General features: G+C 66.8%; 21 protein-coding genes. 15 read left to right on the top strand and 6 right to left on the bottom strand.

Features of this window, described 5'->3' with window-relative positions:
- Positions 1-26 precede the first annotated feature (26 nt).
- The gene (locus G4D86_RS21710) at positions 27-770 is read left to right on the top strand and encodes an SDR family oxidoreductase (protein WP_205519671.1); all 744 of its coding nucleotides are present in this window, start codon (positions 27-29) and stop codon (positions 768-770) included.
- Positions 771-788: 18 nt separating this feature from the next.
- Here the strand turns inward: G4D86_RS21710 and G4D86_RS21705 are convergent, their stop codons facing one another.
- A complete protein-coding gene (locus G4D86_RS21705; RefSeq protein ID WP_163995879.1) occupies positions 789-1,826 on the bottom strand; it encodes an AraC family transcriptional regulator in 1,038 nt (345 codons plus the stop codon).
- Positions 1,827-1,860: 34 nt separating this feature from the next.
- Here G4D86_RS21705 and G4D86_RS21700 point away from each other — a divergent pair, with 34 nt between their 5' ends.
- Both G4D86_RS21700 and G4D86_RS21695 read left to right on the top strand, forming a co-directional pair.
- Positions 1,861-2,949: an alkene reductase gene (locus G4D86_RS21700; RefSeq protein ID WP_163995878.1), complete on the top strand. Its 1,089-nt coding sequence runs from the start codon at positions 1,861-1,863 to the stop codon at positions 2,947-2,949.
- Positions 2,950-3,275: 326 nt separating this feature from the next.
- Positions 3,276-4,304 (top strand): hypothetical protein, encoded by a 1,029-nt coding sequence (locus G4D86_RS21695; protein ID WP_163995877.1) that lies wholly within the window; start codon positions 3,276-3,278, stop codon positions 4,302-4,304.
- Positions 4,305-4,390: 86 nt separating this feature from the next.
- Here G4D86_RS21695 and G4D86_RS21690 read toward each other — a convergent pair whose 3' ends face one another.
- Both G4D86_RS21690 and G4D86_RS21685 read right to left on the bottom strand, forming a co-directional pair.
- The gene (locus tag G4D86_RS21690; RefSeq protein WP_240360389.1) at positions 4,391-5,854 is read right to left on the bottom strand and encodes a DUF1552 domain-containing protein; all 1,464 of its coding nucleotides are present in this window, start codon (positions 5,852-5,854) and stop codon (positions 4,391-4,393) included.
- A gap of 140 nt (positions 5,855-5,994) precedes the next feature.
- The gene (locus G4D86_RS21685; RefSeq protein WP_240360388.1) at positions 5,995-7,653 is read right to left on the bottom strand and encodes a DUF1592 domain-containing protein; all 1,659 of its coding nucleotides are present in this window, start codon (positions 7,651-7,653) and stop codon (positions 5,995-5,997) included.
- A gap of 254 nt (positions 7,654-7,907) precedes the next feature.
- Here G4D86_RS21685 and G4D86_RS21680 point away from each other — a divergent pair, with 254 nt between their 5' ends.
- Genes G4D86_RS21680 through G4D86_RS21665 form a run of 4 tightly spaced genes read left to right on the top strand, consistent with a single transcriptional unit; the run spans position 7,908 to position 10,986 of the window.
- Positions 7,908-8,831, top strand: a complete 924-nt coding sequence (locus G4D86_RS21680; RefSeq protein ID WP_163995875.1) for a hypothetical protein — start codon at positions 7,908-7,910, stop codon at positions 8,829-8,831.
- A gap of 49 nt (positions 8,832-8,880) precedes the next feature.
- Entirely contained in the window at positions 8,881-9,441 is a 561-nt protein-coding gene (locus tag G4D86_RS21675; protein WP_163995874.1) for an RNA polymerase sigma factor, read from the top strand.
- A complete protein-coding gene (locus tag G4D86_RS21670) occupies positions 9,428-10,438 on the top strand; it encodes a FecR domain-containing protein (RefSeq protein WP_240360387.1) in 1,011 nt (336 codons plus the stop codon). The genes G4D86_RS21675 and G4D86_RS21670 overlap by 14 nt, the downstream gene beginning before the upstream one ends.
- A 17-nt stretch (positions 10,439-10,455) precedes the next feature.
- Positions 10,456-10,986: a hypothetical protein gene (locus G4D86_RS21665; RefSeq protein ID WP_240360386.1), complete on the top strand. Its 531-nt coding sequence runs from the start codon at positions 10,456-10,458 to the stop codon at positions 10,984-10,986.
- 135 nt (positions 10,987-11,121) lie between these two features.
- Here G4D86_RS21665 and G4D86_RS21660 read toward each other — a convergent pair whose 3' ends face one another.
- Positions 11,122-11,409 (bottom strand): hypothetical protein, encoded by a 288-nt coding sequence (locus tag G4D86_RS21660; RefSeq protein ID WP_163995872.1) that lies wholly within the window; start codon positions 11,407-11,409, stop codon positions 11,122-11,124.
- A gap of 242 nt (positions 11,410-11,651) precedes the next feature.
- Between G4D86_RS21660 and G4D86_RS21655 the strand changes: the two genes are divergently transcribed.
- Both G4D86_RS21655 and G4D86_RS21650 read left to right on the top strand, forming a co-directional pair.
- Complete coding sequence (locus tag G4D86_RS21655) at positions 11,652-12,248, top strand: carboxymuconolactone decarboxylase family protein (RefSeq protein ID WP_163995871.1); 597 nt, start codon at positions 11,652-11,654, stop codon at positions 12,246-12,248.
- Positions 12,245-13,219 carry an RNA polymerase sigma-70 factor gene (locus G4D86_RS21650; protein ID WP_240360385.1) on the top strand — a complete coding sequence of 325 codons (975 nt, stop codon included), beginning with the start codon at positions 12,245-12,247 and terminating at the stop codon, positions 13,217-13,219. Before G4D86_RS21655 ends, G4D86_RS21650 begins: the two co-directional genes overlap by 4 nt.
- A gap of 74 nt (positions 13,220-13,293) precedes the next feature.
- On the opposite strand, the gene G4D86_RS21645 is transcribed toward G4D86_RS21650, so the two are convergent.
- Together G4D86_RS21645 and G4D86_RS21640 are read right to left on the bottom strand one after the other, a co-directional pair.
- Entirely contained in the window at positions 13,294-14,259 is a 966-nt protein-coding gene (locus tag G4D86_RS21645) for an alpha/beta hydrolase (RefSeq protein ID WP_163995870.1), read from the bottom strand.
- A gap of 51 nt (positions 14,260-14,310) precedes the next feature.
- A complete protein-coding gene (locus tag G4D86_RS21640; protein WP_163995869.1) occupies positions 14,311-15,819 on the bottom strand; it encodes an HD domain-containing phosphohydrolase in 1,509 nt (502 codons plus the stop codon).
- A gap of 331 nt (positions 15,820-16,150) precedes the next feature.
- Here G4D86_RS21640 and G4D86_RS21635 point away from each other — a divergent pair, with 331 nt between their 5' ends.
- From G4D86_RS21635 to G4D86_RS21610, 6 genes are all read left to right on the top strand, one after another.
- A complete protein-coding gene (locus tag G4D86_RS21635; protein WP_163995868.1) occupies positions 16,151-16,903 on the top strand; it encodes an RICIN domain-containing protein in 753 nt (250 codons plus the stop codon).
- A gap of 1,086 nt (positions 16,904-17,989) precedes the next feature.
- A complete protein-coding gene (locus G4D86_RS21630) occupies positions 17,990-18,196 on the top strand; it encodes a helix-turn-helix domain-containing protein (protein ID WP_163995867.1) in 207 nt (68 codons plus the stop codon).
- Positions 18,197-18,411: 215 nt separating this feature from the next.
- Entirely contained in the window at positions 18,412-21,441 is a 3,030-nt protein-coding gene (locus G4D86_RS21625; RefSeq protein ID WP_163995866.1) for a type I restriction endonuclease subunit R, read from the top strand.
- Positions 21,442-21,533: 92 nt separating this feature from the next.
- Positions 21,534-22,733 carry a restriction endonuclease subunit S gene (locus tag G4D86_RS21620; protein WP_163995865.1) on the top strand — a complete coding sequence of 400 codons (1,200 nt, stop codon included), beginning with the start codon at positions 21,534-21,536 and terminating at the stop codon, positions 22,731-22,733.
- Entirely contained in the window at positions 22,730-23,932 is a 1,203-nt protein-coding gene (locus tag G4D86_RS21615; RefSeq protein ID WP_163995864.1) for an AAA family ATPase, read from the top strand. The genes G4D86_RS21620 and G4D86_RS21615 overlap by 4 nt, the downstream gene beginning before the upstream one ends.
- The gene (locus G4D86_RS21610; RefSeq protein WP_163995863.1) at positions 23,929-25,542 is read left to right on the top strand and encodes a type I restriction-modification system subunit M; all 1,614 of its coding nucleotides are present in this window, start codon (positions 23,929-23,931) and stop codon (positions 25,540-25,542) included. Before G4D86_RS21615 ends, G4D86_RS21610 begins: the two co-directional genes overlap by 4 nt.
- Positions 25,543-25,617 lie beyond the last annotated feature (75 nt).

The following is a 25,617-nucleotide window of genomic DNA, read 5'->3' as shown; positions in this document are numbered from 1 at the left end:
GAATCGCGGCAATGCAAGGAGTCGACATGAAGACGGTGCTCATCACGGGGTGCTCCTCCGGCTACGGACTCGAGACCGCGCGCCACTTCCACGCGCAGGGCTGGAACGTGGTCGCCACCATGCGAACGCCACGCGAGGACGTCCTCCCTCGTTCGGACCGGCTGCGCGTGGTGCCGCTCGACGTGACGAAGCCCGAGAGCATCGCGGCGGCGCTGGAGGCGAGCGGGCCCATCGACGTGCTCGTCAACAACGCGGGCATCGGGCTCATGGGGGCCTTCGAGGCCACGCCGATGGCCACGGTGCGTGACGTGTTCGAGACCAACGTCTTCGGTGTGATGGCGATGACGCAGGCGGTGCTGCCCCGGTTTCGCGCACGCAAGTCGGGAGTGGTTGTGAACGTGACGTCCAGCGCGACGCTGGCGCCGATGCCGCTGGTGGCTGTGTACACCGCGAGCAAGGTGGCCATCGAAGGGTTCACGGCGTCGCTCGCGTTCGAGCTCGAAGCCTTCAACCTGCGCGTGAAGCTCGTCGAGCCGGGCTATTGCCCGAGCACCCGTTTCACGAGCAACGGCAGCCCCCGCATGGAAGGGCTGTTCCCCGAGGCGTATGCGCCTTTCGCACAGCGCATCTTCGCCTCATTCGGGCAGCCGGCCGCGGTGACGCGCGAGTCCGACGTGGCCGAAGCGGTCTGGCACGCCGCGAACGACACGTCGGAGAAGCTCCGTTTTCCCGCGGGTCCCGACGCGGTTGCGCTGGCCCGGTCGGCGTGAGCAGGCTCAACCGCGAGCTCAGCTCCCCGAAGGTGCCGTAGCGGCGAGGGCTTCGGCGGCGGGGACGCTCCTGGCTCCTCCCCGGCGGTATTCGCGCCGGTACGCCCCCGGGGTGCTCCCTCCCCAGCGTTTGAAGGCCCGATTGAACGAGGCCTCGCTCTGGTAGCCGATGACCGTCGCGAGCTCGCTCAACGGAGTCTGGCTCTCACGAAGGAGCTGGGCGGCCTTCGTCATCCGCCACCGCGCGAGGTACTCCAAGGGGGGCTTTCCGACGAGCGCGGTGAAGCGGGCGGCGAAGCCGGAGCGTGAGAGGGCGACGGCCGATGCGAGGCTCTCGACGGTCCAGGGGGCGGCGGGTCTCTCGTGGATGAGCGAGAGGGCCTTTCCAATCTGGGGATCCGCGAGCGCGCACAGCCCATGCTCCTGGCACTGACGTGTCGCGATGTGCGCCCGCAGGGCCTGCACGAGCAGGATGTCCGCGAGCCGGCTCATGACGACGGTCGCCCCCGGGCTGGACGAGGCACTCTCGGTGATGAGGAGTTGAGCGGTCGACGCCAGCGACGGGGCTATCGCCGGATCATCCGCGGCGACGTGGACGAGGCGCGGGAGCCGCTCGAACAGCAGCGTGCGCGGCGAGGCGCCGAGCCGGAAGGAGCCCGCGACCAGGGTGGTGCGTTCGCCATCGCCTCCGAGCCGTATCGGCCCCACCCCCCGGGTTCGCTTGCATTCGCCCTGCCCCAGGATGTGGAGCGGACTTCCTTCCGCGTCGCGGAGCGTGTGCGCTCCGCCGTGCGGGAGCAGGGCCAGGTCTCCGGCCGACAGGGTGACTGCTCCCTCGAGTCCCTCGACTTCCAGGCGAGCGCTTCCGCGCGCGAGCAGGACGATGTGCGCGCAAGGCCTCTCGCAAAACTGGATGCCCCAAGGCGCACACAGCTCGAAGCGGCCATACATGACGGTCGACAGGCGCATCGTGTCCAGCACGTCGGCGAGGACATCCGAGCCCTGCTCGTCCTGTGGCTCTGGACGCCCTGCAAATTCTTTTGGACTGGACGACATGGCGCGTCCATAGCGGCCTCGGCATTTCCTGGCCATGCCAAACACCTCGAAGCTGCTGTCTCCCTTTCGTCTCGGCCGTCTCGAACTGAAGAACCGGATGGTGATGGCGCCCATGACGCGCAGCCGGGCGCTGGTCGACGGCAATGTGCCCACCCCCCTGGCGGTGCCCTACTACACGCAGCGCGCCTCCGCGGGGCTCCTCATCACCGAGGCCACCCAGGTCAGCCCTCAGGGCGTGGGGTACATCCGCACGCCTGGCGTGCACTCGCCCGAGCAGGTGGCGGGCTGGAGGAAGGTGACGGGGGCCGTCCACGCGGCGGGCGGAATCATCTTCGCGCAGCTGTGGCACGTGGGGCGTGTCTCGCACCCGGATTTCCATGACGGTCGCTTGCCGGTGGCTCCCTCGGCAATCGGGTACGAAGGGGAGGTCTTCACGTTCCAGGGCAAGAAGCGCGTCGTGACGCCGCGAGCGCTCGAGACCGGGGAACTGCCCGGCGTCGTCGAGCAGTTCCGGCGCGCGGCCGAGAACGCCCGGGAGGCGGGCTTCGATGGCGTCGAGCTGCACGGCAGCAACGGCTACCTGTTGGATCAGTTCCTGCGGGATGGCTCCAACCAGCGCACGGATGCGTACGGCGGCAGCATCGAGAACCGGGCTCGTTTCCCGCTGGAGGTGGCGCAGGCGGTGGTGGGCGTCTGGGGCGCGGAGCGGGTGGGGTACCGGCTCTCGCCGCAATCGTTTCCCTACGCAGGCGTGACGGATTCCACGCCGGCCGAGACGTTCACCTATATGGCGCGCGAGCTGAGCCGGTTGGGGCTCGGCTATCTGCACGTGACCGAGGCCGTGTCGGGCCAGGGAGTGCCGAGCCCGGAGCAGCGCATCTCCCCGCTGCTGCGCAAGGCGTTCCAGGGAGCGTTCATCGTCAACGGTGGCTACGAAGCGCAGACCGGCGAGGCGGCGATTGCCCTGGGCGAGGCTGATCTCGTGGCCTACGGCGTGCCGTTCCTCGCCAACCCGGACCTGCCGGAGCGCTTCCGGCATGAAGCTCCCCTCAACCCGGTGGACGCCTCCACCTTCTTCACCGGCGAGGAGAAGGGCTACACGGACTACCCGACGCTGCGCTAGCTGCTCGAAGGGCAGTGAGCTCGAAGCTCGAGCCGCGCCCGGCAGCGCTCAGGCGATTGCGGCCGGGCCGGTGGGAGCCGTGAGGGGAGGGGCGAGCGCGGCGAGGGCCTCGCTGAGGAGGGCACAGTGCGGGTCGTTCTCCTCGGCGCGGGCGAGCCAGCGTGCTGCATTTTCGCGGTCGCCCAGCCGCGCGCAGCCCAGCACCAGGGTGCTGGCTCTACGGCAGGCCTCCATGGCTCAAGCTGAAGCTATCATGACGGAGCAGGCCACCTGGCCCGACGACCCATCGCGGGGGAGCGGGCCTGGCGCCTGAGCGAGGACAGACCGTGGAATTCCGACACCTCTCCGCACCCGCCTGGTCGGCGTTCAAGTCCTGGCTGCTCAAGTTGCGCGGCGTTCCCATCTCCCACCTCCGGCTCCTGGCCGGCGGCTGTCCGGCGGAGGAGCTGCCCGCGCTCGCGAAGGAACTCAAGCGCGTGCGGGCCGACTTCAAGAAGCGCCCCAACGAGGTCTCGGCTCCTGCGGACGAACGCCTCCGGACGGACTACGCGGCGCTCGGTGTGCCCTGGTCCGCGTGGAGCGAGGTGGCGCGCGAGGTCCAGCGCGACCTGAAGCGCAAACGGTACGCGCGCTGGACGGGGGCGGATGCGCTCGAGTTTCCCGAGGGGCCTTCCGCCGAGGACCTGGTGACCGTCTTGTTGTTCGGAGGCGTGGAGCAGGCACGACCCCATCTGCTGCGCCGCGCGTCGCTCGCCGCAGGCTCGCTCGAGGCGCTGTGGTGCCGCTGGCTGGCGGGTGAGCCGCTCGAACCCGAGACGCTGCGCTCGTTCGCGGGTGCACCGGAGCGACTCGCCGAGCCCCTCTACACTCCAGGCATCGGGGAGGTGCTGCCGCTGTTCTTCGTCCATCCCGACCCCGCACGCGCCGAGCGGGCGCTGGAGGTCGCCTCAGCCCAGATGGGCTCGGCCCGGTCGCAACTGTTGATGGACTTCCTGCGCTCCCTGCTCGGCCTGTGGCGTCAGGACACTTCGGTGGAGGAGGTGAGGGCGCGCTTCGATACGTGTGTCGCGACCGTCTCGCCCTCCGAGGTCGCCCATCTGAGCGCGCCCGCCTATCTGTATTGCCGATACATCGAGGCACTCCCCCCGCACGCGCTGCTGGAACGGGTGGGCTCGCGTCTCGAGCGCATCGCCGTGCCTGCCCGGGTTGCCGATGTCCAGCCCGTCATGGAGGCCCTCGCCGCGCTCGAGGAGTTGACGGCCATGGGCCTGGGCCTCCGCGTGGAGCAGCGGCCCGGGGATGTTCTCCTCTCCGCACAGGAGCCGGAGATTGGGGGAGGGGACGAGCTCCTGTAGCGCCGCCGTATGCGATATGTGGAGTCCCCCCTCGAAGTGGAGTGGGTCCACCCGCCATGAGTCGCCGCGCCGGACCCTCGGGTCGGCTACGGCGCGAGAAACGGCAGCAGCTCTCCGGTCTTCTGCCACATCGACGACGGATACGCCTGCGCCGAGCTGAAGCCTTTGTTCGTGAAGAAGTACTCGTAGCCAGACTGGTACGACGCCTTCCAGCCGTAGCCGGGATGGTCGGGCTCGCTCCACTCCGTCGTCGGGATGCCCATCGCTTGGAGCGCCGTGCCGAGCCACTGGTTGTAGAGGAGGCCTGCCCACAGGGAGTTGCCCTCGCTGCCCGTGCTGGAGTCTCCGCTCACCTTGCGCGTGATGTTCCGGTAGTCGCAGTAGCTGCCGGCCTTGAGGGCGCCTCCCGCGCTTCCGGCGGTCACCACCGGGACGGAGAAGGAGAAGTGTGGGGTGTTGCCGTTCTCCTGTGCCCACGCGACCAGCGAGTCATCCAGCAGCGTTCCACCCGCGCCGTTCGAGAACCGCTCGAAACGGGAGACGAGGTCGAGGAACACTTGCGAGAAGAAGACCTGGTTGAACTGGACCACCAGGTCCTGGTTCGCCCCGGCCACGGTCGCCGGATGAACGACGTTGTTGTGCCAGTCTTCACCCTGTGGGGCGCGGGTGGTGAACGTCAGGTTCTGGTTGTTCTCGTCGATGCTGATGGTGGCGATGCGACAGACGCCGCAGTTCATCGCCACTGCGAGCACCTCGTTGATGAGCCGGAAGTATTCGACGTTCTTCGCAGGATCTCCCGCGAAGGAACCCGAATTTCGAAGCGACAGGTTGTCGGTGGTGGGCCGCGACGGCACCTGGCAGCCGGTGCTGGTGGTCCCCAGCCGGCGTTGCAGCTCCGCGACTGCGTCGATGTGCTGGTCCAGTCGCGTCTTGTCCTCGGCCGAGAGCCGACCGCTGCCGTTGCGCAGCCGCCGGTAGCTTTCGAGAATCTTGTCCACCACCGGTGCCCGGGAGGAGCCGGAGCTGCCGGTGCCGGCCAGCAAGGTGTCGAACAGGGCGAGCGAGCTCTCGGTGCCGCTGATAGAGCTCGAAGCGACCCCGGAGGAACGAACCCCGGCGGTGCTGTACCCCCAGCTGCCGCTCGAGGTGCCTGAGGCGGCGATGGCGACGCTTCGATTCCGGACGGAGGCGACGCTCGGGTAGAAGGCCGGAGAGTAGGCCATCACCTGGTCGATGGTCGCTCGAGGCGAGTCGGGCCGCTGCTTGTCGAAGTCGTAGTAGCCCAGCGCGGCGCCGAAGTTGTGGCCCATGTACAGGGGGAAGTCGAGGCCCCGCAGGATGTTCATCTTCGAGACGAGGGTGGGCGTGAGCACCGTCGACCTCGCGGTCAGCACCCGACTGATGACCGCATCACCGCTCGCGTTGACTGGCGCGGCCAGCGTCCCTCGCCGGACGTCGTGGTCCGCGTAGAACAGGCTCTGTGTCAGCGCCGGGTCCGCCGGCCACATGTTCGCGCCGAAGATGGCGCCATGCGGGGTGCGGAAGTGCACGAAACACTTCGGGCGCTGAGCCGTCTGGGCTTTCGCTTCGCTGGGGCTCAAGAGCGATGGGAGCAGCGGCAACGCCAGCACGGCTCCGCCCGCGCCGCGCAGAAACATGCGGCGGTCCACTCGGAAGACAGGTGTCCTGCTCACTGGAAGCTCCTCTGCTTGAATGTGGGGTGATTGGCGACTGCCTTCAGCATGTCGGACATGGGCGCGCCGCTGCGCGCGAGCGTCTCCATCTCCGAGAGCAGGCAGCCATCCCGCTCGGTGGACTCCACGCGGGCGTGCGAGAAGCGGAAGTAGTGCCGCGCGACGCAGGACTCGAAGAGCTGGCTGTCATCGAGCATCTTCGTGAGCTCGGCGGCGTTGGAGACGACTCGCCACTCGGCGTCGTAGACCCGCATCTCCGCCACGGTGTCCACCGAGGGTGCGGTGGTCACGTGGCCCTGCGGGTCGAACAGCCGCTCCACGCTGCGCTCTCGCCCGAGCGCATCGAACCCTTCCAGCACGAAGCCCGGCGGATTGATGGTGTGGTTATGACATCCACCACAGCTGCCTCCGGAGGTGAGCTGGGTCACCACCTGTCGCGTCGTCAGGGTGTCGGTCGGCTTGGGAGGCCTGTCGCTGGCGTTGGGAGGTGGGGCTCCGACCTGCTGGCAGAGCAGTGCGTTTCGCACCAGGTACCCCTTGTGGATGGGACGCGTCGACGCGGTTCCCGTGGCCAGCAACGCAGCGCGTGTCAGCAGCCCGCCGCGGTTCTGGGAAGGGATGACCGGCGCCGGACCGGACCCATTCCAGACGGGCACATCGTAGATGGAGGCCAGGAATGGGTCCGCCGTGTAGGACCTCCGGTCGCGGAGGAAGTCGCTCACCGAGCCACCCGACACGACGGTCTGCCAGGCAGAGAGCTGGACGTCTTCGAACATCGCGGTGCGTGCGGCGTCCGTGGGCATCTCCGCCCCGACGAAGGCCTGGTAGACCGGGTCGTTCCGGAGCGCCACCAGCGACGGCAGCTCCTCGAGCCGCAGCCACTCGCTGACGAACTCGTGCAGCGAGCTTCGCAGCTGGGGGCTTTGCATCATCCGGTTGAGCTCGGCAGTGAAGCCGCTCGCAGTCAGGAGTGAGCCATTGGTCGCCGCGGCCCAGAGCGCGTCGTCTGGAGGCGCTTGCCAGAATTGATAGGACAGCCTCGAGGCCAGCTCGAACGCGGAGAGAGGGCTCACCGACTGGCTGGCATTCGTTCCATGCTCGACCCGGTAGAGGAACCAGGGCGAGCTCAGGAGCGTGGTGATGACGTCGGCCACCGCCGCCCTGTCCACCGGAGTGGCCCCGGCGATGTCCGCGAAGACGGTGACCTCCGCCGTCGGCAGTGGGTAGCGCAGGACGCGGGAGCCCCATCCACGGATGAAGGTCTCCAGACAGGCTCGGTCGTTGCCGGTCTGGCTGTCGCTCGCGCAGCTGCCCAGGAGGGCGTTGCGGCGCGCGTCGCTGCTGGTGAGCTCCTGGGCCACGGTTTTCCCCAGGTCGTACATGACGTCGACCTGGGACTGCTGGATGGACTGGTCCAGCCGGCTGTAGCCGCCCTTCAAGTCACCGGGCGCGGGTGTGCGCTGGTCCGTGGGGTACCGGGCGAAGACGGGCTCAATCTTCGTCCAGATGGCGTCCGCCTCGTTCGGCAATGCGCGGGCAATGGCGAAGCGAAGCGAGTTCGCCAGCTGCGTCCGGGACAGCCTGGGCAATGGCAGGTCCGCGGGGACGGCGTTCGCGTCGCAGGAGAACTGCGCCGGCGCAGGGGGGATGGGCACGGACGAAGCCGGCGGAGCGGAATCGTCTCCGCCGGGGGGGTCGTCTCCGCCGGGACTGATTTGCTCGGCGCTGCCAGAACAGGCGACCGCGCCAGCGCAAAGAAGCAGGAGGCTCACGTAGCGTGGAAACGTCATGCCCCCAGCTACGCGCGCGGCCGAAAAAACTTTCCTCCCCGTGAGGGCAGGCAGCAGGAGTGCACGGGCGGCCGATGCTGGCTGTGGTCCACGGTCGACGGTACTCTCACCGTCACCGCATGACCGCTCTGCTCAGCGCGCTCTCCCTCGTCTTCCTGACCCAGGCCCCGGCGGTGTCCGTTTCCTTCGACCTTCGTCCCCTGTCCGACCAGGACTATCGGCGGTGGGACGGCGTGGAGCTGGAGCGAAAGGTGGCGCTCCGGTTGATACAGGAGGGCTTCGCGGTCGTCTCTCCGGAGCGCCCGGCGCAGCTTCGACTGCGCGCAAGCCGCACTCCAGAAGGACTGCGGCTCGAGGCAGTCGGGCCGCGGCAACGGGTCGAGCAGCGCGTTCGGGTGGGGCGGGGTTCGCTCGCGGAGCTTCACCTGGAAATCGCCCAGAAGCTCTCGGAGATGACGCGGGCGCTGAAGCCCGAGCCGGAGCCGCCCCCGCCCGCGCCTGTGCCCCCGCCTCCCGAGCCCGCGCTCCCGCCTCCCGTGGCGGTGGCTTCCGCCCCACTGCGCTCCGAGCTGGACCTGAGCCTGGGCCTGGGTTCGCTCTGGCGTGGACCCGCGGTCGACCCACACCTCCTGCTCTCCATCAGGCGCGGCCTGGGGGTGTTCGGCCTCGAGGCGGAGGCGGGGCTCGGGGGAGCTCGCGGCGCAGCGCTGACCGTGTTCGAGGTGCAAGGTGGCGCCTTCTTCAGTTATCGGCGCTCCGTAGCGGAGCGCCTTCAGATAGAACCTGGCGCGGGCGTGGGCCTCGTCCTCCACACCTTCCAGCTCGCGGACCCCTGGGTGTCGGCCCAAGCGGGTACGCAGCTGTCTCCCGCAGGCTGGGCCCGGATGAAGCTCCGGTGGAGGTTCACCGAGCGCCTCGCGGCGGAGTTGCGCGTGGCCCTGGGCCTGCTGAGGCCCATGTCCCATGTGAGCGAGGGCGGAACGCTGTGGTCGCGGGGAGGCGCGAGGCTCGAAACCGGCGCCAACCTCTCCTGGCAGCCGTAACCTTCGAGGAAAGTTTCTCCGGCTCCAATCGTAGGTCCCCAGGTGCTGGATGTCGCACGCTCCCCACTCCAAGGCCCCGCCCGCCCTGCCTGCCCGACCTGTGTCGTTCGATACGCTCTATGAGGAGCACTCCGAGGCTGTCTTCTTCTGGGCCAAGCGGTATGCGGCCGGCCGCTCGGGCTGGGCCGAAGACGTCACCCACGATGTCTTCCTCAAGGCCTGGGAGCACCGAGCCTGGCTGCGCGAGGAGGACGTGAGGGGCTGGCTGTTTCGCGTCACGCAGAACGTGGCGATCTCCACCTTGCGGCGCGAGAACACGTTTCGACGGCGCGTCGCCGACTTCCTGTTTCCGCCGCAGCGCACGGAGACGGAGTCCACGCCCGAGGCGGCCCTCGAGCGGCGAGAGGCGGTGCGCAGCGCCACGGCGGCGCTGGACCGCTTGCCGGGGCAGGAGCGCGTGGTGATGGGTTTGAAGATGCTGGATGACCTGAGCCAGCGCGAAATTGCCCAGCTCCTCTCGCTGTCAGAGGGCTACGTGTCGAAGTTGATCAGCCGCGCCCAGGAGCGTCTGTCGGCCTGGGGATGGAAGGTGGACGATGGCTCCTCGTGACTTCCGCGCCGAGCTCCGGCGTGAAGACCAGCTCCGCCGCGAGCAGGGGATGTCCCCGGCCGCCCGGGCCCGGCTGTGGTCGCGGCTGCGGGACGCACGCGAGTCGAAGCCGGCACGGCACAGACGTCCTGCGTGGTGGATGCTCGCCGCGTCGGCAGTGGCGCTGGTCCTCGCGGTGTTCTTCTGGCGCACTCCGTCCGCCCGCTCGCTGGGGGGGCTCGAACTCGCGCAGGCCACTCCCGACCTGAAGGTGCGGGAAGACGCCGCGGGTGTGGAAATCCAGATGGGTGAGGCCTCCCTGGTGGACGCGGCCCGAGGCATCACCCTCCGAAACCTGGGGCCGCTCGTCGTTCATCGTGAACCGTCGGGGGTGCGACTGGTCCGCGGCCGCGCGGAGTTCTCGGTGAAGCGCCGAAAGCCAGGTGCACCCCCCGCTGTCGTGCTCGTGTCAGGCGGGGCCATTGAGGTCATGGGCACGCGCTTCACGGTGGAGGAGCGGGAAGCGGGTGGAGCGGTCACCCTGCACGAAGGCGCCATTGTCTTCCGTCGGCTCACGGGTGAGGTGGTTCAGCTGCGGGTGGGGCAGACGTTGGAGTGGCCGGTGGCCGAGCCAGCGCCTTCCGAGCCGGAGCCGCCCCAGCCACTGGCGACGTCCAGCCCGGGGGGCGCCTCCTCCCGACCACCCGTTGCGGCTGCCCGTGCCCCGAGCGTGGACGAAATCTTGCGAGAGTTGGAGGTCCTTCGCGGTCGGCGCGAGTTCGAGCAAGCGGCGCGGCACCTCGAGGCGGCGATGCGCAAGCAGCCAGCGGCGACGCGGGAGCACCTCAGCTTCGAGCTGGGCTCGTTGCTCACGTACCAGCTCAAAGACGCGCAGCGCGCCTGCGCGCATTGGGTCCGGCACGAACGACAGTTCCGGCGTGGGCGCTATGCGGAGGCGGTCCAGCGTGCCCGTGGGACGCTGTCTTGTCAGGCCGGCGAACGCGAGACAGAGCGATGAGACTGGGACGCTGGAGCATGCTGTCGCTGGTCGCGGCGCTCACCGCCTGCGAGCCGGCCATCATCGACCATTCCCCCCACTCCAATCTGCTCGACGCCGAGACGGCTTCCCTCGAGACCGGGCTCGGACAGTGGGCCGCGTGGTACTCGGTGGCCGTTTCGAGAGAGCCTACCGCTGCGAGAGACGGCGAAGCGGGCATGCGCGTGGAGGTGAGCGAGCTGTACGGCTGGGGCATCCAACTCGACAACTGGCCGGGGTTTGCCGCATCCCCGGGGGCGCACCGCGCTTCTTTCTGGGCACGCGGGACGCCGGAACGCTCACTGGTCGCCCAGATGCGGGTCAGCTGGCGCGATGCAGGCGGCCGGGAGCTGCAGTCGGAGCTGCTCTCCAGCCCGGTGCTTTCCGCGGAGTGGGTTCGGACCGCTCGCGAGCTGACGGCCCCGGCCGGAACGGAACGGGTGGGGGTGGAGGTGACAGGCACCGAGGGTGCCCCAGGCGATGTCATCGAGCTGGATGTCCTGGTCGTGCAGGCATTGAGCGCGCCTTGAGCAACTCCTGCGCCTCCAACCTCAGAGACCCCTGCAGGTTGGAGGAACCCTGCAAGGGTATTCGAGTTGCAAATGTAAAGACAAACCCCGGAGCCGTGGGAACTCACGCCGCGCGAGCGCGGACCGGTGCGGGGCTCAGTAGTAAAGCCACCGCGCCGCGGAGGACGTGCTGGTGCGGGCGCAGATGAGGTCACTGGTGGTGCCGTTGCTGGCGCAGCAATGCGTCGTCGCGCCCACGGGCGAGCAGAACGTGTTCGCAATCGAACTGCACGCCTTGTAGCCGGTACAGGTTTCGAACTGGGAGACCGTCGCCTCCGCACCGTCCGCAGGCGTGGCCTCGCTCTCCGGCCCGGTGTCTGCGCCGCCACATGCCATGAGGGAGAGGCCGAGGAACGCCGCCATCACAACAAGAGAACGCTTCATGAGAGACCCCTGTCGAGTGAGTGGAACGGGGGCCAGCGTAGTCTACTCACGCAGTGGAGCCCCCTCGGTTGTGAGCAACCGGTAGTGCGTGTCCTCCTTACCCTTACCGGTGGGGCGCATGTCGGAGTAGAGGAACTCGGCGTCAGCCACGGGTGACGAGGATATCCGGCCCGGATGTCACATCCCGCGGGCGTCCGGTGTCTCCATGTCGACGGAACCCGATACAGACACCAGGAGAAGACATGACCTCGCCCAGGATCCCCCCGAAGGAGATCACCGGACTCTACGGCGCGATAGTGAAGAAGTTCGCCGGCAGGACGTTCGGTCAGGTCCCCGAGTCGCTCGGCGTGATGTGGCACCACCTGCCGGTGCTCAAGGCCAGCATGGGCTTCGGGCAGAAGCTACAGAAGTGGGACCAGTGCGACGAGAGCCTGAAGTCGTACGCGCACATGGCGGTGGCGTCGCTGGTGGGCTGCTCGTGGTGCCTGGACTTCAACTACTTCATGGCCCACAACCATGGGTTGGACGTGGACAAGGCGCGGGAGATCCCACGGTGGCGGGAGTCGAACGTGTTCACCTCGCTGGAGCGGGAGGTGCTGGGGTATGCCGAGGCGATGAGCCAGACGCCCCCCACGGTGACCGACGAGATGGTCGCGAGCCTGAGGAAGCAGCTCGGTGCCGCAGCGCTCATCGAGCTCACCACTGTGATCGGGTTCGCCAACCTGACGACCCGCTCCAACACCGCCCTGGGCATCGAGTCGGAGGGCTTCTCCGCCTCGTGCGGGCTGAAGCCGATGGCCCAGCCGAGCGCACGGCCGGGGGGAGCGTCCGCGTCATGACGGCCTCGATGCGCCCGACGTCGCCGGGAGGCGAGCCTCTCGGCGACGGGGCCTACTCGACCTCCTCGCCCGACGCGGCCCGCGCTCCGCCAGGCTCGGAGGACCCCTTCGTCACCCACCGCAGCCTGCTCTTCACGGTCGCGTACGAGATGCTCGGCTCCGCGGCCGACGCCGAGGACGTCGTGCAGGAGGCCTGGCTGCGGTGGGCGGACCTCGGTGACGCAGGTCGGGCCGAGGTGCGCGACCCACGCGTCTACCTGGTCCGGATCGTCACCCGGCAGGCCCTCAACCGGCTACGCACGCTCGCCCGCCGCAAGGAGGAGTACGTCGGCGAGTGGCTGCCCGAGCCGTTGCTCACCAGCCCCGATGTCGCCAAGGACGTCGAGCTCGCGGAGAGCGTCTCGATCGCGATGCTCACCGTGCTGGAGACCCTCACCCCGGCCGAGCGGGCGGTGTTCGTGCTCCGGGAGGTCTTCGACATGCCGTATGAAGAGATCGCCCCGGCGCTCGACAAGACGCCAGCCGCCGTCCGGCAGATCGCCCACCGGGCGCGGGAGCACGTGGCCGCACGCCGGCCCCGGATGCGGGTCGACCGGGCAGAGCAGCAGGCCGTCCTGGAGCGGTTCCTGGCTGCGGTCAGCTCTGGCGACTTGCAGGGCCTGCTCGACGTGCTCGCCCCCGACGTGGTGCTGGTCGCCGACGGCGGCGGCCTGGCGACGGCGGCCCGGCGCCCGGTTGTCGGCGGCGATCGCGTGGCCGGGTTCCTGTCCCGCTTCCCCACGCTCGCCCCTGGCGCTCGGATCGCGACCGTGTGGATCAACGGCGCGCCCGCGCTCCGGATCGACGCCGCCGGCGACTTCGACACAGCGGTCAGCGTCGTCGTCGAGAGCGGCCGGATCACCCGGATCTATGCCATGCGCAACCCGCACAAGATGGCCCGGCTCGACGAGCAGGTGACGCTGAGCCGGTAGCGGACATGGATCGGCTGCACCCGAGCATTGGAGAGTTGCCCGACAGGTGGGAGCGGACCGCGGCGGTCCTCGTGTCAGGGGGCGACGGTCGCGGCGGCGCTCGGCGGGACGTGGGCCTCCACCCAGCCCACGATGTCTCCGACGACCTTGGCCGCGTCGGGCTCGTGCGCGAGGTCGTGGCGCTGGCCCTCGTAGATGATGAGGCGCTTGTCGGTGCTCGTGGCCTGCGCCACCAGGGCGCGGCTGCCATCGATGGAGGTGATGACGTCCTCGCCCCCGTGCACCACCAGCAGTGGGAGCTTCAGGTCCTGGAACTTCCCAGCGAGCGCTTCGATGCCGGCGATGAGCGCCTTGACGGAGCGCGCGGGCAGCTTCTCGTGGGTGATGAGCGGATCCGCGAGGAACCGCTCCTTCTCCGGGCCGTCGTGCAGGAACATCTGGCTGTCCAGGTCCTGCGCGGGCAGCCCGGGGAGGATCGTGCCGAAGATCTTCGCCAGGCGCGTGTCGAAGCCGGACACCCCAGGAGGTAGCACGATGCCCGCGCCGCTCAGGATGAGCCCCGACACGTCGGGGGCGTGCTGGAGCGCGTAGTGCGTGGCGATGAGCCCGCCCATGCTGTGGCCGAACACCACCACCGGCACGCCCGGGTGTCGCGCGCGGGCGTCCTGGACGACGCCATCCACGTCATCCACCAACTGCTGCATGGACTCCATGCGCTGGCGGTCACCGCCGGAATGGCCGTGGCCCCGGTGGTCCTGCGCGACGACGGCGAAGCCCTGGGCCTGGAGCGCATCCGCGAGCCGGCCGTAGCGGTCGGAGTAGTCCCGCAGGCCGTGGATGAGGATCACCACGCCGCGCACGGGCGGCTGGGCGGGCTCCCACCGGACGCTGCTCAGGCACATGCCGTCGGAGGCGGTCCGCTCGAAGCCGGGGGACGTGGCGGGACGCGTGCGGCACGCGGTGGCGGCTGCGCAGCCCTGCAACAGGACGAGCGCGGCCAGGGTGGTGAGGATGGGGACGGAGAGGAAGGGCTTGTTCATGGCGTCCAATGCACCATGCGGTGTCCCGGCCCACATCGGCCAGATGGCGGATCACACGATGCCCGCGCGCGCGGCCACCAGCGAGGCGCCCGCGCGGGTGCTCACGCCCAGCTTTTCGTAGATGTGGATGGTGTGGTGCTGCACCGTGCGGTCCGACACCCCGAGCTTCTCCGCGATCTCCTTGTTCGTCGCTCCGCCCGCCAGCAGGCGCAGCACGTCCACCTCACGGGGCGTCAGCGCGGACGTGGGGCCAGGGTCCGGCGCGCGCCGGACATCCTTCGTCCCGGTCACCACCGCGACGCAGTCCGCATCCAGCCGGCCCGCCTTCACCTCGGCCTCCAGGACCTGTCTGGCCAGGGGGACGGTCCGCGCGGGACGGTGGGGGCGCTCCTCCTGGAGCGCGACCCAGACGTCGGCCACCGCGAGCAGTCGCGCGGCCCGGGACAGGGCGGCTGGCGCGAGGCCCCGGGGATAGCCTCCGCCATCCAGTCGCTCGTGATGCGCGCCCGCGAGCTTCGCTGCGTCCCGCAGCATGGGCGTGGCGGTGAGCAGTTGCTCGGTGGCGTGGGCATGGGCCCGGGACGTCTCCCGGTCCGAGGGGGACCATTCGGGTCGCAGCCACAGGCCGGTGGGCAGGGTCACATGTCCCAGGTCGTGCAGATACGCCGCGAGTTGGAGCGTGGCCTGCTCCGCCGCGTCCAGGCCCAGGCGGGGCGCGGCGGATGCGCACGCTTCCGCCACGCGCCGTGAGTGTCCGCGGGTGAAGGGGCTCTGCAGGTCCGCGAAGTCCCCGAAGGTCGTTGCCAGCGTGGTGGCGTCGATGGTGGGCGGTGATTCGAGCAGGCACGCTTCCGCCGCGTCGATGCGCGCATCCGACAAGGTCTGGAGCGAGGCGGTCGCGGCCAGGGCCCGCTTCGCCCACGCCGGGTCCAGCGTCGTCCCGGATTGCAGCGCCAGGGCCTCCTGCGCGACGGCCGTGCCCGAGCCGACGAAGAAGACGACGGCCACATGCGCCGCCTGCGCGACGCGCCCGACTTCATGCAGAGCCGTGCCGCCCAGGAGGCGCGGACCGCCCGCGCCGTCCCAGCGCTCGTAGGCCTCATCCAGCCCCTGGAGCACCCGTGCGTCCAGCCCCAGGCCGGAGGCGAGCAGTCGCGCCGCGCCACATGCCTCCGCGAACCATTCCGAGCGCAGTCGCCGCGACGACGTCAGCAGGCGCGCCAGTCCGACGGCGCGGCGGGGCAGGCTGGGGTTGGCGTCCAGGACCGAGCGCACGACATGCTCGGGGCGGCCCGCGTCCCCGCGCAGCAGGTTGCGGCGCAGGTGGACGTCATTGCCCAGCCGCGACTCCTGGGCCGCGTAGGCGGTGCAGCCCAGGTGGCGCAGCAGGCCCACGTAGAAGGCGGCCCGGGCGTCGTCCCGGGACAGTCCGCCGTCCAGCGCCAGCTCCAGCGCGAACAGACCGGTCAGCAGGCTCTTCTCCCCCTCCAGCCCATTGGCGAGGTCGAGCACGGAGGACAGCGCGGAGAGCGAAGCCACCGGATCCTGGCGCAGGTTCATCACGGGAAGAGCTTGGCACGGAGCAAGTGCCCGGAGCACAGCGGTTGCGGACCCGGCGCGCATCGGCCAGTTGGCGGATGCGCTCCACCACGGGGGCGGGGCGCTGCTGGCGCAAGGCGAGCCGGTGCGCGAGCGCGGCCCGCGAGTTGGAGCGGTGCGCCTTCGCGGCTTCGGCCGTCAGCTCACTTGGGGGCTGGTGGGGCGGTTCCTCCAACTCGAGCTCCCGGCGATGTGAATGAAAGTCCCGGGTCCCCGTCATGAAGGACACAGCGCGAGGGGGGCGGCAACAGTTGCCCCTCCGCTGGAGACCTCAAGGAAAAGGAGAAGTCCCATGTTTGCGGCTCGCAGTGGCGCCGAGGCTGGTCGTGCGCGTGATAACCGATCGTCCGCGAAGGGCAGGGGATGGGTAGCGCTCGCGCTGCTGCTCCTGCCGCTGACGGCGGCGGCGGGACCGGGCCCGAACTACCGCTGGGACGAATCGCGCAACCGCCCCGGGCCCAACCGCTGCCACGATGACTCGCAGTGCGATGGCGCACGCACGTGCAGCCCCGCGGGCTGGTGTCAGGGCGAGGCACGCCCCACGCCGCCCCCTCCGCCTCCTGGGCGTTCGGAGCGGGACCATGGCCGGGGAGAGACGCGTCCCCAGCGCAGCACCTTCATCCGCAGCAAGCTCGCGGGGCTCGTCATCGACATCGGGGAGAACAACCGCTCGCCCGGCGCGGGGCTCGTCGCCTTCCGGGCCAGGTCCAACCGCGAGGGCAATGACAACCAGATGTGGGAGCTGGTGCCCACGCAAGGTGGCTACCTCATCCGCAGCCGGCTCAACGGGCTCGTGCTCGACGTGGAGGGGGCCAACGAGGCCGCGGGAACCCGCGTGATCACCTGGGAGGCCCACGGCGGACTCAATCAGGTGTGGCAGCTCGTGCCCGGTCGCGTCCGCGGCACCTACTTCATCCAGAGCCGGCTCAACGGCTTTGTGCTGGATATCGAGGGCGGCAGGACGGATGGCGCGGGGCGGATCATCACCTTCCCCATGCATCGCGATGGGCCGGCGGACAACCAGCTCTGGCGGCTGGACATCTGACCCCATCACCACGGGGCGCAGGAGACGGCAGGTCATGCGTGGCAGCACCTGCGCCACCGGGTCACCGACACGTGACTTCGTGTGGGGCAGGGCGCGTCGCGCCCGCTCCATGCTCGTCAATAGCGGGTGCTGGGAATCACGCCGAGCGATTCTGGAGCACCGTTCTCCAAAGCCTCTGGAAGGGTTGGAGGAGGCCACTGTGCCTAGCCACCGGTACGATCGCCGAGCTGCGTAGAGTCTCGGTCCTTCCAACAACACCCCCATGGACCTGCGCCTGCTGCACCGTCCTGCCTACGTCCGCAGGACGGGAGAGGTGTGCCCATACGCAGGCAGAGAGGCGTTGAGGCGTCTGGTCCGAGCGTAATGCCGACCTCTCTCAAGTGGGAGAGAGGACCCGGCGGCTCGTCGTGCATACTGCTCACCGTGAGGGTATGGGGAGAGGCGCACGGAGTTGCAGCCGTGTCGCAGAGTCTACCACCTCCTGCTGTCCGGTCCGCCTTGAGCGCCCTGTGTGATGTTGGTCCTTCCTTCCGATGGGGAGCTTGGCTTGATGCCCGCGCTGGTCGCTCTTTGCGGAACGCCTTGCCTGCAGCGGCGGTAGCGCGGGCCGTTTCACGAACGGCATTGGTCGAGGCTGCCCCTGCGCCGCAGTTAGGACGAACTGCTGGGGCTTGGGACGAAGTCTCTCGACCGCGGCAGGCGCCCAACTCGACCTGGCGCTCACCTCCGCCACCTTGTCGATGCCTCGGAAGTTCTCACGGGTAGCAGACATCAGGAACCCAAACCTCAAAGTTGCCCTGTGTCGTTAGCGACCCTGCCTACGCCTCGTCGGCGCAGGAACTCAACAGTCCCGCGCGCCGCGCACGCGCCTTGATGCCCCCGTGACGCAGCGACCGAATTTGGGGTAGGCACAAGCAGCGGGGCGCGTGGCGGGCGATGCGAGCGGGACGGAAGAGCCTCTCGTTCGACGATCCTTTCCGATCCTGATTGATCTTGAGCGCTCTGCGTAGAGCCTGATACGCTGGCGCAGCGTCCGAGGTGGGCGCTAGCGGGAGTCCTGCGTCTTTCGCGCTGCTGGAGCGGTCAATGTACCAGCATGAACCCTGGGCGTCGGCGGACGAGGTCGCCAAGCACCTCGGCATCGCCAAGGACACGGTATACCGGTGGATCGAGTCGAAGTCCCTGCCGGCGCACCGGGTCGGGCGCCTATGGAAGTTCAAGCTATCGCAGGTCGACGAGTGGATTGAGGCAGGCGGTGCTGCGGAGCCCGAAGGCAACGATGAGCGGGGGTGAACAGAAACTCGACAACACCGCGTAGTCAGCGGCACGGCCTACTGGCAGACGGCAAGAGCAACCGCCCCGCGCTCAACTGCGCCGACGCCTGCCGCGAGCGGCCGACGACGCCCCAGTGGCTGCTACCTGTGTGCGACGCCCGCCCCGAGTCGCGGGTCGTCTGGCTCGTTGACACCCCAGCGAATGCCCAGAGCAAAGACTGAACGTGGCCACCGATGAACTCAGCCGAACGCCAACTCGAAGAGTCGCTCATCTCTAAGCTCGTGGGCCTCAAGTACGAGTACCGCGAAGATATTCGCGACCGCGATGCCCTCGAACGCAACTTCCGCCAGAACTTCGAAAAGCTCAACCACGTAAACCTCACCGACGGCGAGTTTCAGCGGCTCCTCGATGAGCTCGTCACCCAGGACGTGTACGAAGCTGCACGCGCCCTGCGAAACCGTGAGGCGTTCGTCCGCGACGACGGCACCCCGCTCAACTACACCCTCGTCAACATCAAGGACTGGTGCAAGAACACCTTCGAAGTCGTCAACCAGCTCCGCATCAACACCGACAACAGCCACCACCGCTACGACGTCATCCTCCTTATCAACGGAGTCCCCGTCGTCCAGATTGAGCTGAAAACGCTCGGCATCAGCCCGCGGCGGGCGATGGAGCAGATCGTCGACTACAAGAACGACCCGGGCAACGGGTACACGAAGACGTTGCTGTGCTTCGTCCAGCTCTTCATCGTGAGCAACCGGACGGACACTTGGTACTTCGCCAACAACAACACACGGCATTTCGCCTTCGACGCTGACGAGCGCTTCCTCCCCATCTACCAGTTCGCCGCCGAGGACAACACGAAGATCACGCACCTCGACGACTTCGCGGATCGGTTCCTGGCCAAGTGCACGCTCGGTCAGATGATCAGCAGGTACATGGTCCTCATCGCCAGCGAGCAGAAGCTGATGATGATGCGCCCGTACCAGATCTACGCCGTCAAGGCCATCGTCGACTGCATCGAGCAGAACTGCGGCAACGGATACATCTGGCACACGACCGGCTCCGGCAAGACGCTGACCTCCTTCAAGGCATCGACGCTACTCAAGACGAACGAGAGCATTCACAAATGCCTTTTCGTCGTTGACCGCAAGGACCTCGATCGCCAAACCCGCGAGGAGTTCAATCGCTTCCAGCAGGGCTGCGTCGAAGAAAACACCAACACCGCGACGCTCGTCGAGCGCCTGCTGTCTGACGACTACGCCGACAAGGTCATCGTCACCACGATTCAGAAGCTTGGGCTCGCCCTCGACGAGAATAGCAAGCACAACAAGCAGAACGTCGCCCAAGGACGCGTCACCTACAAGCAGCGCCTCGAATCTCTCCGCGACAAGCGGATGGTCTTCATCTTCGATGAGTGCCATCGTTCGCAGTTCGGCGAGAACCACAAGGCCATCAAGGAGTTCTTCCCCAACTCCCAGCTTTTCGGGTTCACCGGCACCCCGATCTTCGAGGACAACGCGACCGTCAAGCAGATCGAGGGCGACGTCGCCACCCTGCGCACGACGACGGACCTCTTCCAGAAGCAACTCCACGCCTACACCATCACCCACGCCATCGAGGACCGGAACGTCCTCCGCTTTCACGTCGACTACTACAGACCGAAGAACGCGCCGGCTCTGAAGCCCGGCCAATCCCTCGCCAAACAAGCCGTCGCTCAGGCCATCCTCGACAAGCACGATGCTGCGACTGGACGCCGCCGTTTCAACGCTCTGCTGGCGACGGCCTCGATCAACGACGCCATTGAGTACTACGAGGTCTTCAAGAGGCTCCAGGCCGACAGAAGGTCAGCAGACCCCGACTTCGTGCCTCTCAAGATCGCCGCGGTGTTCTCCCCGCCGGCAGAGGGCAACAAGGACGTCCAGCAGATCCAAGAGGACCTCCCTCAGGAGAAGGAGGACAACCGCCACGACCCTGAGGGCAAGAAGGGCGCGCTCAAGGTGATTATCTCCGACTACAACCAGCAGTACGGCACCAATCACGACATCAACAACTTCGACCTTTACTATCAGGACGTTCAGCAGCGCATCAAGGACCAGCAGTTCCCCAACCGCGACCTGCCGCGCCGGGGCGAGGAGAAGATCGACCTCACGATCGTCGTCGACATGCTGCTCACGGGGTTCGACGCGAAGTACCTCAACACGCTTTACGTCGACAAGAACCTCAAGCACCACGGCCTGATCCAGGCCTTCTCCCGCACGAACCGCGTCCTCAACGCCACGAAACCCTACGGCCACATCCTCGACTTCCGCCAGCAGCAAGACAGCGTCGACACCGCCATCGCTCTCTTCTCCGGTGCGCAGGCTGATCGGGCCCGCGAGATCTGGTTGGTCGACAAGGCTCCCGTCGTCATCGACAACTTCAAGCAGGCCGTCGCCGACCTTGGCGAGTTCATGACGTCGCAGGGCCTCGAAGCCAAGCCCGATCAGGTGAAAAACCTCATGGGCGACGACGCCCGCGCCCAGTTCATCAAGCGGTTCAAGGAGGTCCAGCGCCTCCAGACGCAGCTTGACCAGTACACCAACCTTACTGACGAGCAGCGAGCGCAGATTGAACAGGCCCTGCCCAAGGACGACCTCCGCGCCTTCCGCGGCGTGTACCTCGAAACCGCGCAACGCCTGAAGGAGCAGCAGGGGGCCTCTGGAAAGGAGGGCCAGCCTGCGAGCGCCGAGGTCGACCAACTCGACTTCGAGTTCGTCCTCTTCGCCTCCGCCGTCATCGACTACGACTACATCATGAAGCTGATCGCCAAGTACTCGGGGCAGGACCCGAAGAAGCTCACGATCAGCCGCGAGCAGCTCATTGGGCTCATCCAGTCCGACGCCAAGTTCATGGACGAGCGGGACGAGATCACCGAGTACGTTCGCTCGCTCAAGGAGGGCGAGGGCCTCGACGAAGCCGCCATCCGTGCCGGTTACGAGCAGTTCAAGGCCGAGAAGCAGGCCCAGCAGATCGCTCATCTCGCCCATGCCCATCGACTGACGACCGAGTCGCTCTCGGCCTTCGTTGACACCATCCTCCAGCGCATGATCTTCGATGGCGAGCAGCTCACCGACCTGATGGAGCCGCTCGGTCTCGGCTGGCGCGAACGCCGCGAGCGCGAACTCGCGCTCATGGCCGACCTCGTCCCCCTCCTGAACAAGCGGGCCCATGGCCGGGAAATCTCGGGCCTCAATGCATACGAGCATGGGGGGGCACGATGACGGCTCGCGAGCCATCACGCTCGGTACCCAGGCTGCGGTTTCCCGAGTTCGAGTGCCAGCGCGGGTGGCCGCTTACGACCCTCGGAGCGGTATTGGACGAACATGGACTCAAGAGCGACGGCACGTCAGACGTGCACTCGGTGTCGCTTGCCAAGGGCATCGTGCCGCAGGTCGAGCACATGGGCCGGAGCTTCGCTGCGAGTGACACAGGGCACTACAGCCTCGTCCGGCCTTTTGATGTCGTGTACACCAGAAGTCCGCTCGCTAGTTTCAAGCTCGGGATCGTCAAGCAACACAGAAGAGACTACAACGCAATCGTCTCGCCGCTTTACGGCGTGTTTGCGCCCAAGAACCGACATGTTGGCCTGCTCGTTGAAGCTTTCTTCGAAAGCCCGGCGCGAGCCTTCCGCTACCTTGATCCTCTCGCACAGAAGGGCGCGAAGAACACCATCCAGCTCTCCAATGAACGATTCCTCTCCGGCTCACTCTGCCTGCCGGAAGACGAGGATGAGCAGCAAAAGGTAGCCGAATGCCTCGGCTCGCTGGACGAGTTGATCGCTGCGGAGGGCCGAAAGCTCGAAGCGCTGGGGCAGCACAAAGAAGGGCTGATGGCGCGGCTCTTCCCACAGGGAGACGAGTCCGTGCCGCGCCTCCGTTTCCCCGAGTTCCAAGACGCCGGGCATTGGGAGAGAGAGCCCTTATCCAAACTCTGCGACATCAAACACGGCTATGCCTTCGAGGGAGAGTTTTTCAGCGACGAGGGCAAGTATGTGCTGCTCACGCCTGGTAACTTCTACGAGCGAGGCGGCTACCGCGACCGAGGCGAGAAGCAGAAATACTACACCGGCGAAATTCCCCGCGACTACGTGCTCAATCGCGGGGACTTGCTCGTGGCGATGACTGAGCAGGCAGCCGGTTTGCTTGGCAGCTCTATTCTCGTTCTGGATTCCGACAAGTTCCTGCACAACCAGCGACTCGGCCTTGTCACGAAAAAAATCGGAGTCGCGTGGAGCAATGAGTTCTTCTTCTATGTCTTCAACACGCAGCCCGTTCGAGAGGCGATTCATGGCAGCGCGTCCGGCATGAAAGTGCGTCATACTTCGCCGACAAAGATTGGCCAAGTCGTCGTCTCCTTTCCAGCCTCGCTGTCAGAACAACAACGCATCGCGGACTGCCTTTCCGCGCTCGACGCCCGCATCGCCGCACAGACTGGCAAGCTCGACGCCCTCAAGCAGCACAAGCAGGGTTTGCTGCAGCAGCTCTTCCCGAGCCTGGAGGGCGAGGCGCAATGACCGACGCCAGCTACGCGGATCTGCCGGGCGTCGCCACGCACCTTCGGGCGCTGCTGGCCGACAAGGCCCAGAAAAAGCCAGACAAGAGTCCGTTCGTTCTGCTCTATGCCTTCAACGGCACCGGCAAGACGCGACTGTCCGCCGCCTTCAAGGACCTCGGCAAGGTCATCGACCAACACGGTGAGGTGCAGAGCCGCGACACGCTCTATTTCAACGCGTTCACGGAGGACCTCTTCTCGTGGGACAACGATCTGGAGAACGACCAGCACCGCACGCTGAAGCTCAACGCGGCTTCCAGCTTCTTCGTCGGGCTGAACGAGTTGGAGATCGAGAACCGGATCCGCCCGCTGTTGGACCGCTATGCGGACTTCGACTTCAAGATCAACTTTGAGTTTGACCAGGTGACCGGCAAGATCGCCAGCGCGGAGGTTACCTTCTCTCGGAACGTGCTGAGCGGCGACGGCGACGCTACGAGACTCGACGAGGTCGACGGCATCAAGATCTCGCGGGGCGAAGAGAACATCTTTGTCTGGTGCTTCTTCCTCGCCATCCTCCAGCTCGCTCTCGATGGAGCGGAGGCATACAAGTGGGTCGAACATGTGTACATCGACGACCCGATCTCATCCCTCGATGAGCACAACGCCATCGTCGTCGGAAACCACCTAGTCCAGCTCTACCGCGAGGCACAGCGGCCGATCAAGACGGTTGTGTCGACGCACCACGCGCTGTTCTTCAATGTCCTGCATTACGAATTGAAGAATCACGTATTCACTCCACTTCAGTTCACTCTCAAGCGCGATCGTCGCAAGGACGGATACGTTCTTCCAGAACACCGTGGCGACACCCCACAGTTCTATCACGTCGCGGCCCTGGCAGATCTGTGGCAGGTGGCCCAGAGTGGGCAGGCGAGCACGTTTCATTTCAATATCTTGCGCACGGTGCTCGAGAAGACCGCCCTCTTTCTTGGCTACAGCCACTTCTCGAAGTGCATCAAGGATGCCGATGATGACGCAGACGGCATCCTTCACCAGCGTTTCGTTGATCTGCTGAGCCACGGTAAGTACTCGATGTACGAGCCAACCGAGATGGCTGACGACACGAAGGACTACTTCCTCACGATCTTGAAGGGGTTCGTGGAGCGCCACCCATTCAATCGAGAGCTGGTACCCGAACCCGCCGGAGACACTGAGAAAGCATGACCGAGAACAACCAAGCACAGCTCGGAAAGACGCTCTGGACCATCGCCGACCAACTCCGCGGGGCGATGAACGCGGACGACTTCCGCGACTACATGCTCGCGTTCTTGTTCCTCCGCTACCTGTCGGACAACTACGAGCAGGCCGCGAAGAAGGAACTCGGGCGGGACTACCCAAACCCGAACGCGATCGGCAACGGAGGGCGGTCTTCGTTGTCGGTGTGGTACGCCGATAACCCGGGCGATGTGACGGCGTTCGAGAAGCAGATGCGGCTCAAGGCCCACTACGTCATCCGGCCCGAGCACCTGTGGACCAGCATCGCCCACATGGCTCGCACCCAGGACGGAGAACTCCTCAACACTCTCCAGGCCGGGTTCAAGTACATCGAGAACGAGTCGTTCCAGAGCGCGTTTTCGGGCCTGTTCTCCGAGATCAATCTCGGGTCTGACAAGCTCGGCAAGACCTACGCCGACCGCAACGCGAAGCTCTGCACGATCATCACCAAGATCGCCGAGGGGCTTGCGGAGTTCTCCACCGATAGCGACACACTGGGGGACGCCTACGAGTACCTGATCGGCCAGTTCGCCGCGGGCTCGGGCAAGAAGGCGGGCGAGTTCTACACGCCGCAGCGGATCTCGGACATCCTCTCCGCGATCGTCACGCTTGACAGCCAGGAGCCGAAGACCGGCAAGCGGAAGCATCTCGCTAGCGTGATGGACTTCGCCTGCGGCTCGGGCTCCCTGCTGCTCAACGTGCGCAAGCGCATGGGGCCGCACGGTATCGGCAAGATCTATGGGCAGGAAAAGAACATTACTACCTATAACCTCGCGCGGATGAACATGCTCCTGCACGGGGTCAAGGACTCGGAGTTCGAGATCTACCACGGTGACACGCTCACCAACGACTGGGACATGCTCCGCGAGACGAACCCCGCGAAGAAGCCTTACTTCGATGCAGTGGTCGCCAACCCGCCCTTCAGCTACCGGTGGGAACCCACCGAGGCGCTAGGCGAGGACGTGCGCTTCAAGAACTACGGGCTCGCGCCGAAGTCGGCTGCGGACTTTGCGTTCCTCCTGCACGGCTTTCACTACCTGAAAGACGAAGGCGTGATGGCGATCATCCTGCCGCACGGCGTGCTGTTCCGGGGGGGCGCCGAGTCCAAGATTCGCACGAAGCTGCTGGAGGACGGGCACATCGACACGGTCATCGGGTTGCCAGCGAACCTCTTCTACTCGACCGGCATTCCCGTGTGCATTCTGGTGCTGAAGAAGTGCAAGAAGCCCGATGACGTGCTGTTCATCAACGCGGCCGAGCATTTCGAGAAGGGCAAGCGTCAGAACGTCCTGAGCGACGAGCACATCGAAATAATCATCGACACCTACAAGCATCGCAGGGAGGAGGATCGCTACTCCAGGCGGGTGGAGATGGCGGAGATCAAGGAGAATGGTTACAACCTGAACATCTCGCGCTACGTGAGCACGGCCAAGCTGGAGGTCGAGATCGACCTGGCGGCGACGCACCAGGAGCTGGTGCAGATCGAAGATGAAATCCGCGAGGCGAAGGACCGCCACAACGACTTCCTCGAACAGCTTGGGCTGGAACCGTTGCCGTAGGTGCACGTCCCGCGCGTCCGCCCCAGCCCCGACGTCGACGCAGCCACCTGTGGCTACCGAATATTCGTATCCGTC

Origin of the sequence: Pyxidicoccus caerfyrddinensis, from assembly GCF_010894405.1 — a bacterium.
GTDB classification, from domain to species: Bacteria; Myxococcota; Myxococcia; order Myxococcales; family Myxococcaceae; genus Myxococcus; species Myxococcus caerfyrddinensis.
The sequence above is the reverse complement of the archived record's forward strand: the minus strand, read 5'-3'. Positions and strand labels throughout refer to the sequence as shown.

Bases quoted from the DNA above. Each gene is read 5' to 3' on its own strand.
- G4D86_RS21635 (WP_163995868.1), top strand. From the start codon at position 16,151: ATGTTTGCGGCTCGCAGTGGCGCCGAGGCTGGTCGTGCGCGTGATAAC.
- G4D86_RS21710 (WP_205519671.1), top strand. From the start codon at position 27: ATGAAGACGGTGCTCATCACGGGGTGCTCCTCCGGCTACGGACTCGAG.
- G4D86_RS21670 (WP_240360387.1), top strand. From the start codon at position 9,428: ATGGCTCCTCGTGACTTCCGCGCCGAGCTCCGGCGTGAAGACCAGCTC.
- G4D86_RS21700 (WP_163995878.1), top strand. From the start codon at position 1,861: ATGCCAAACACCTCGAAGCTGCTGTCTCCCTTTCGTCTCGGCCGTCTC.
- G4D86_RS21615 (WP_163995864.1), top strand. From the start codon at position 22,730: ATGACCGACGCCAGCTACGCGGATCTGCCGGGCGTCGCCACGCACCTT.
- G4D86_RS21675 (WP_163995874.1), top strand. From the start codon at position 8,881: ATGTCGCACGCTCCCCACTCCAAGGCCCCGCCCGCCCTGCCTGCCCGA.
- G4D86_RS21660 (WP_163995872.1), bottom strand. From the start codon at position 11,409: ATGAAGCGTTCTCTTGTTGTGATGGCGGCGTTCCTCGGCCTCTCCCTC.
- G4D86_RS21610 (WP_163995863.1), top strand. From the start codon at position 23,929: ATGACCGAGAACAACCAAGCACAGCTCGGAAAGACGCTCTGGACCATC.
- G4D86_RS21655 (WP_163995871.1), top strand. From the start codon at position 11,652: ATGACCTCGCCCAGGATCCCCCCGAAGGAGATCACCGGACTCTACGGC.
- G4D86_RS21640 (WP_163995869.1), bottom strand. From the start codon at position 15,819: ATGAACCTGCGCCAGGATCCGGTGGCTTCGCTCTCCGCGCTGTCCTCC.
- G4D86_RS21650 (WP_240360385.1), top strand. From the start codon at position 12,245: ATGACGGCCTCGATGCGCCCGACGTCGCCGGGAGGCGAGCCTCTCGGC.
- G4D86_RS21680 (WP_163995875.1), top strand. From the start codon at position 7,908: ATGACCGCTCTGCTCAGCGCGCTCTCCCTCGTCTTCCTGACCCAGGCC.
- G4D86_RS21665 (WP_240360386.1), top strand. From the start codon at position 10,456: ATGCTGTCGCTGGTCGCGGCGCTCACCGCCTGCGAGCCGGCCATCATC.
- G4D86_RS21625 (WP_163995866.1), top strand. From the start codon at position 18,412: ATGAACTCAGCCGAACGCCAACTCGAAGAGTCGCTCATCTCTAAGCTC.
- G4D86_RS21705 (WP_163995879.1), bottom strand. From the start codon at position 1,826: ATGTCGTCCAGTCCAAAAGAATTTGCAGGGCGTCCAGAGCCACAGGAC.
- G4D86_RS21630 (WP_163995867.1), top strand. From the start codon at position 17,990: ATGTACCAGCATGAACCCTGGGCGTCGGCGGACGAGGTCGCCAAGCAC.
- G4D86_RS21645 (WP_163995870.1), bottom strand. From the start codon at position 14,259: ATGAACAAGCCCTTCCTCTCCGTCCCCATCCTCACCACCCTGGCCGCG.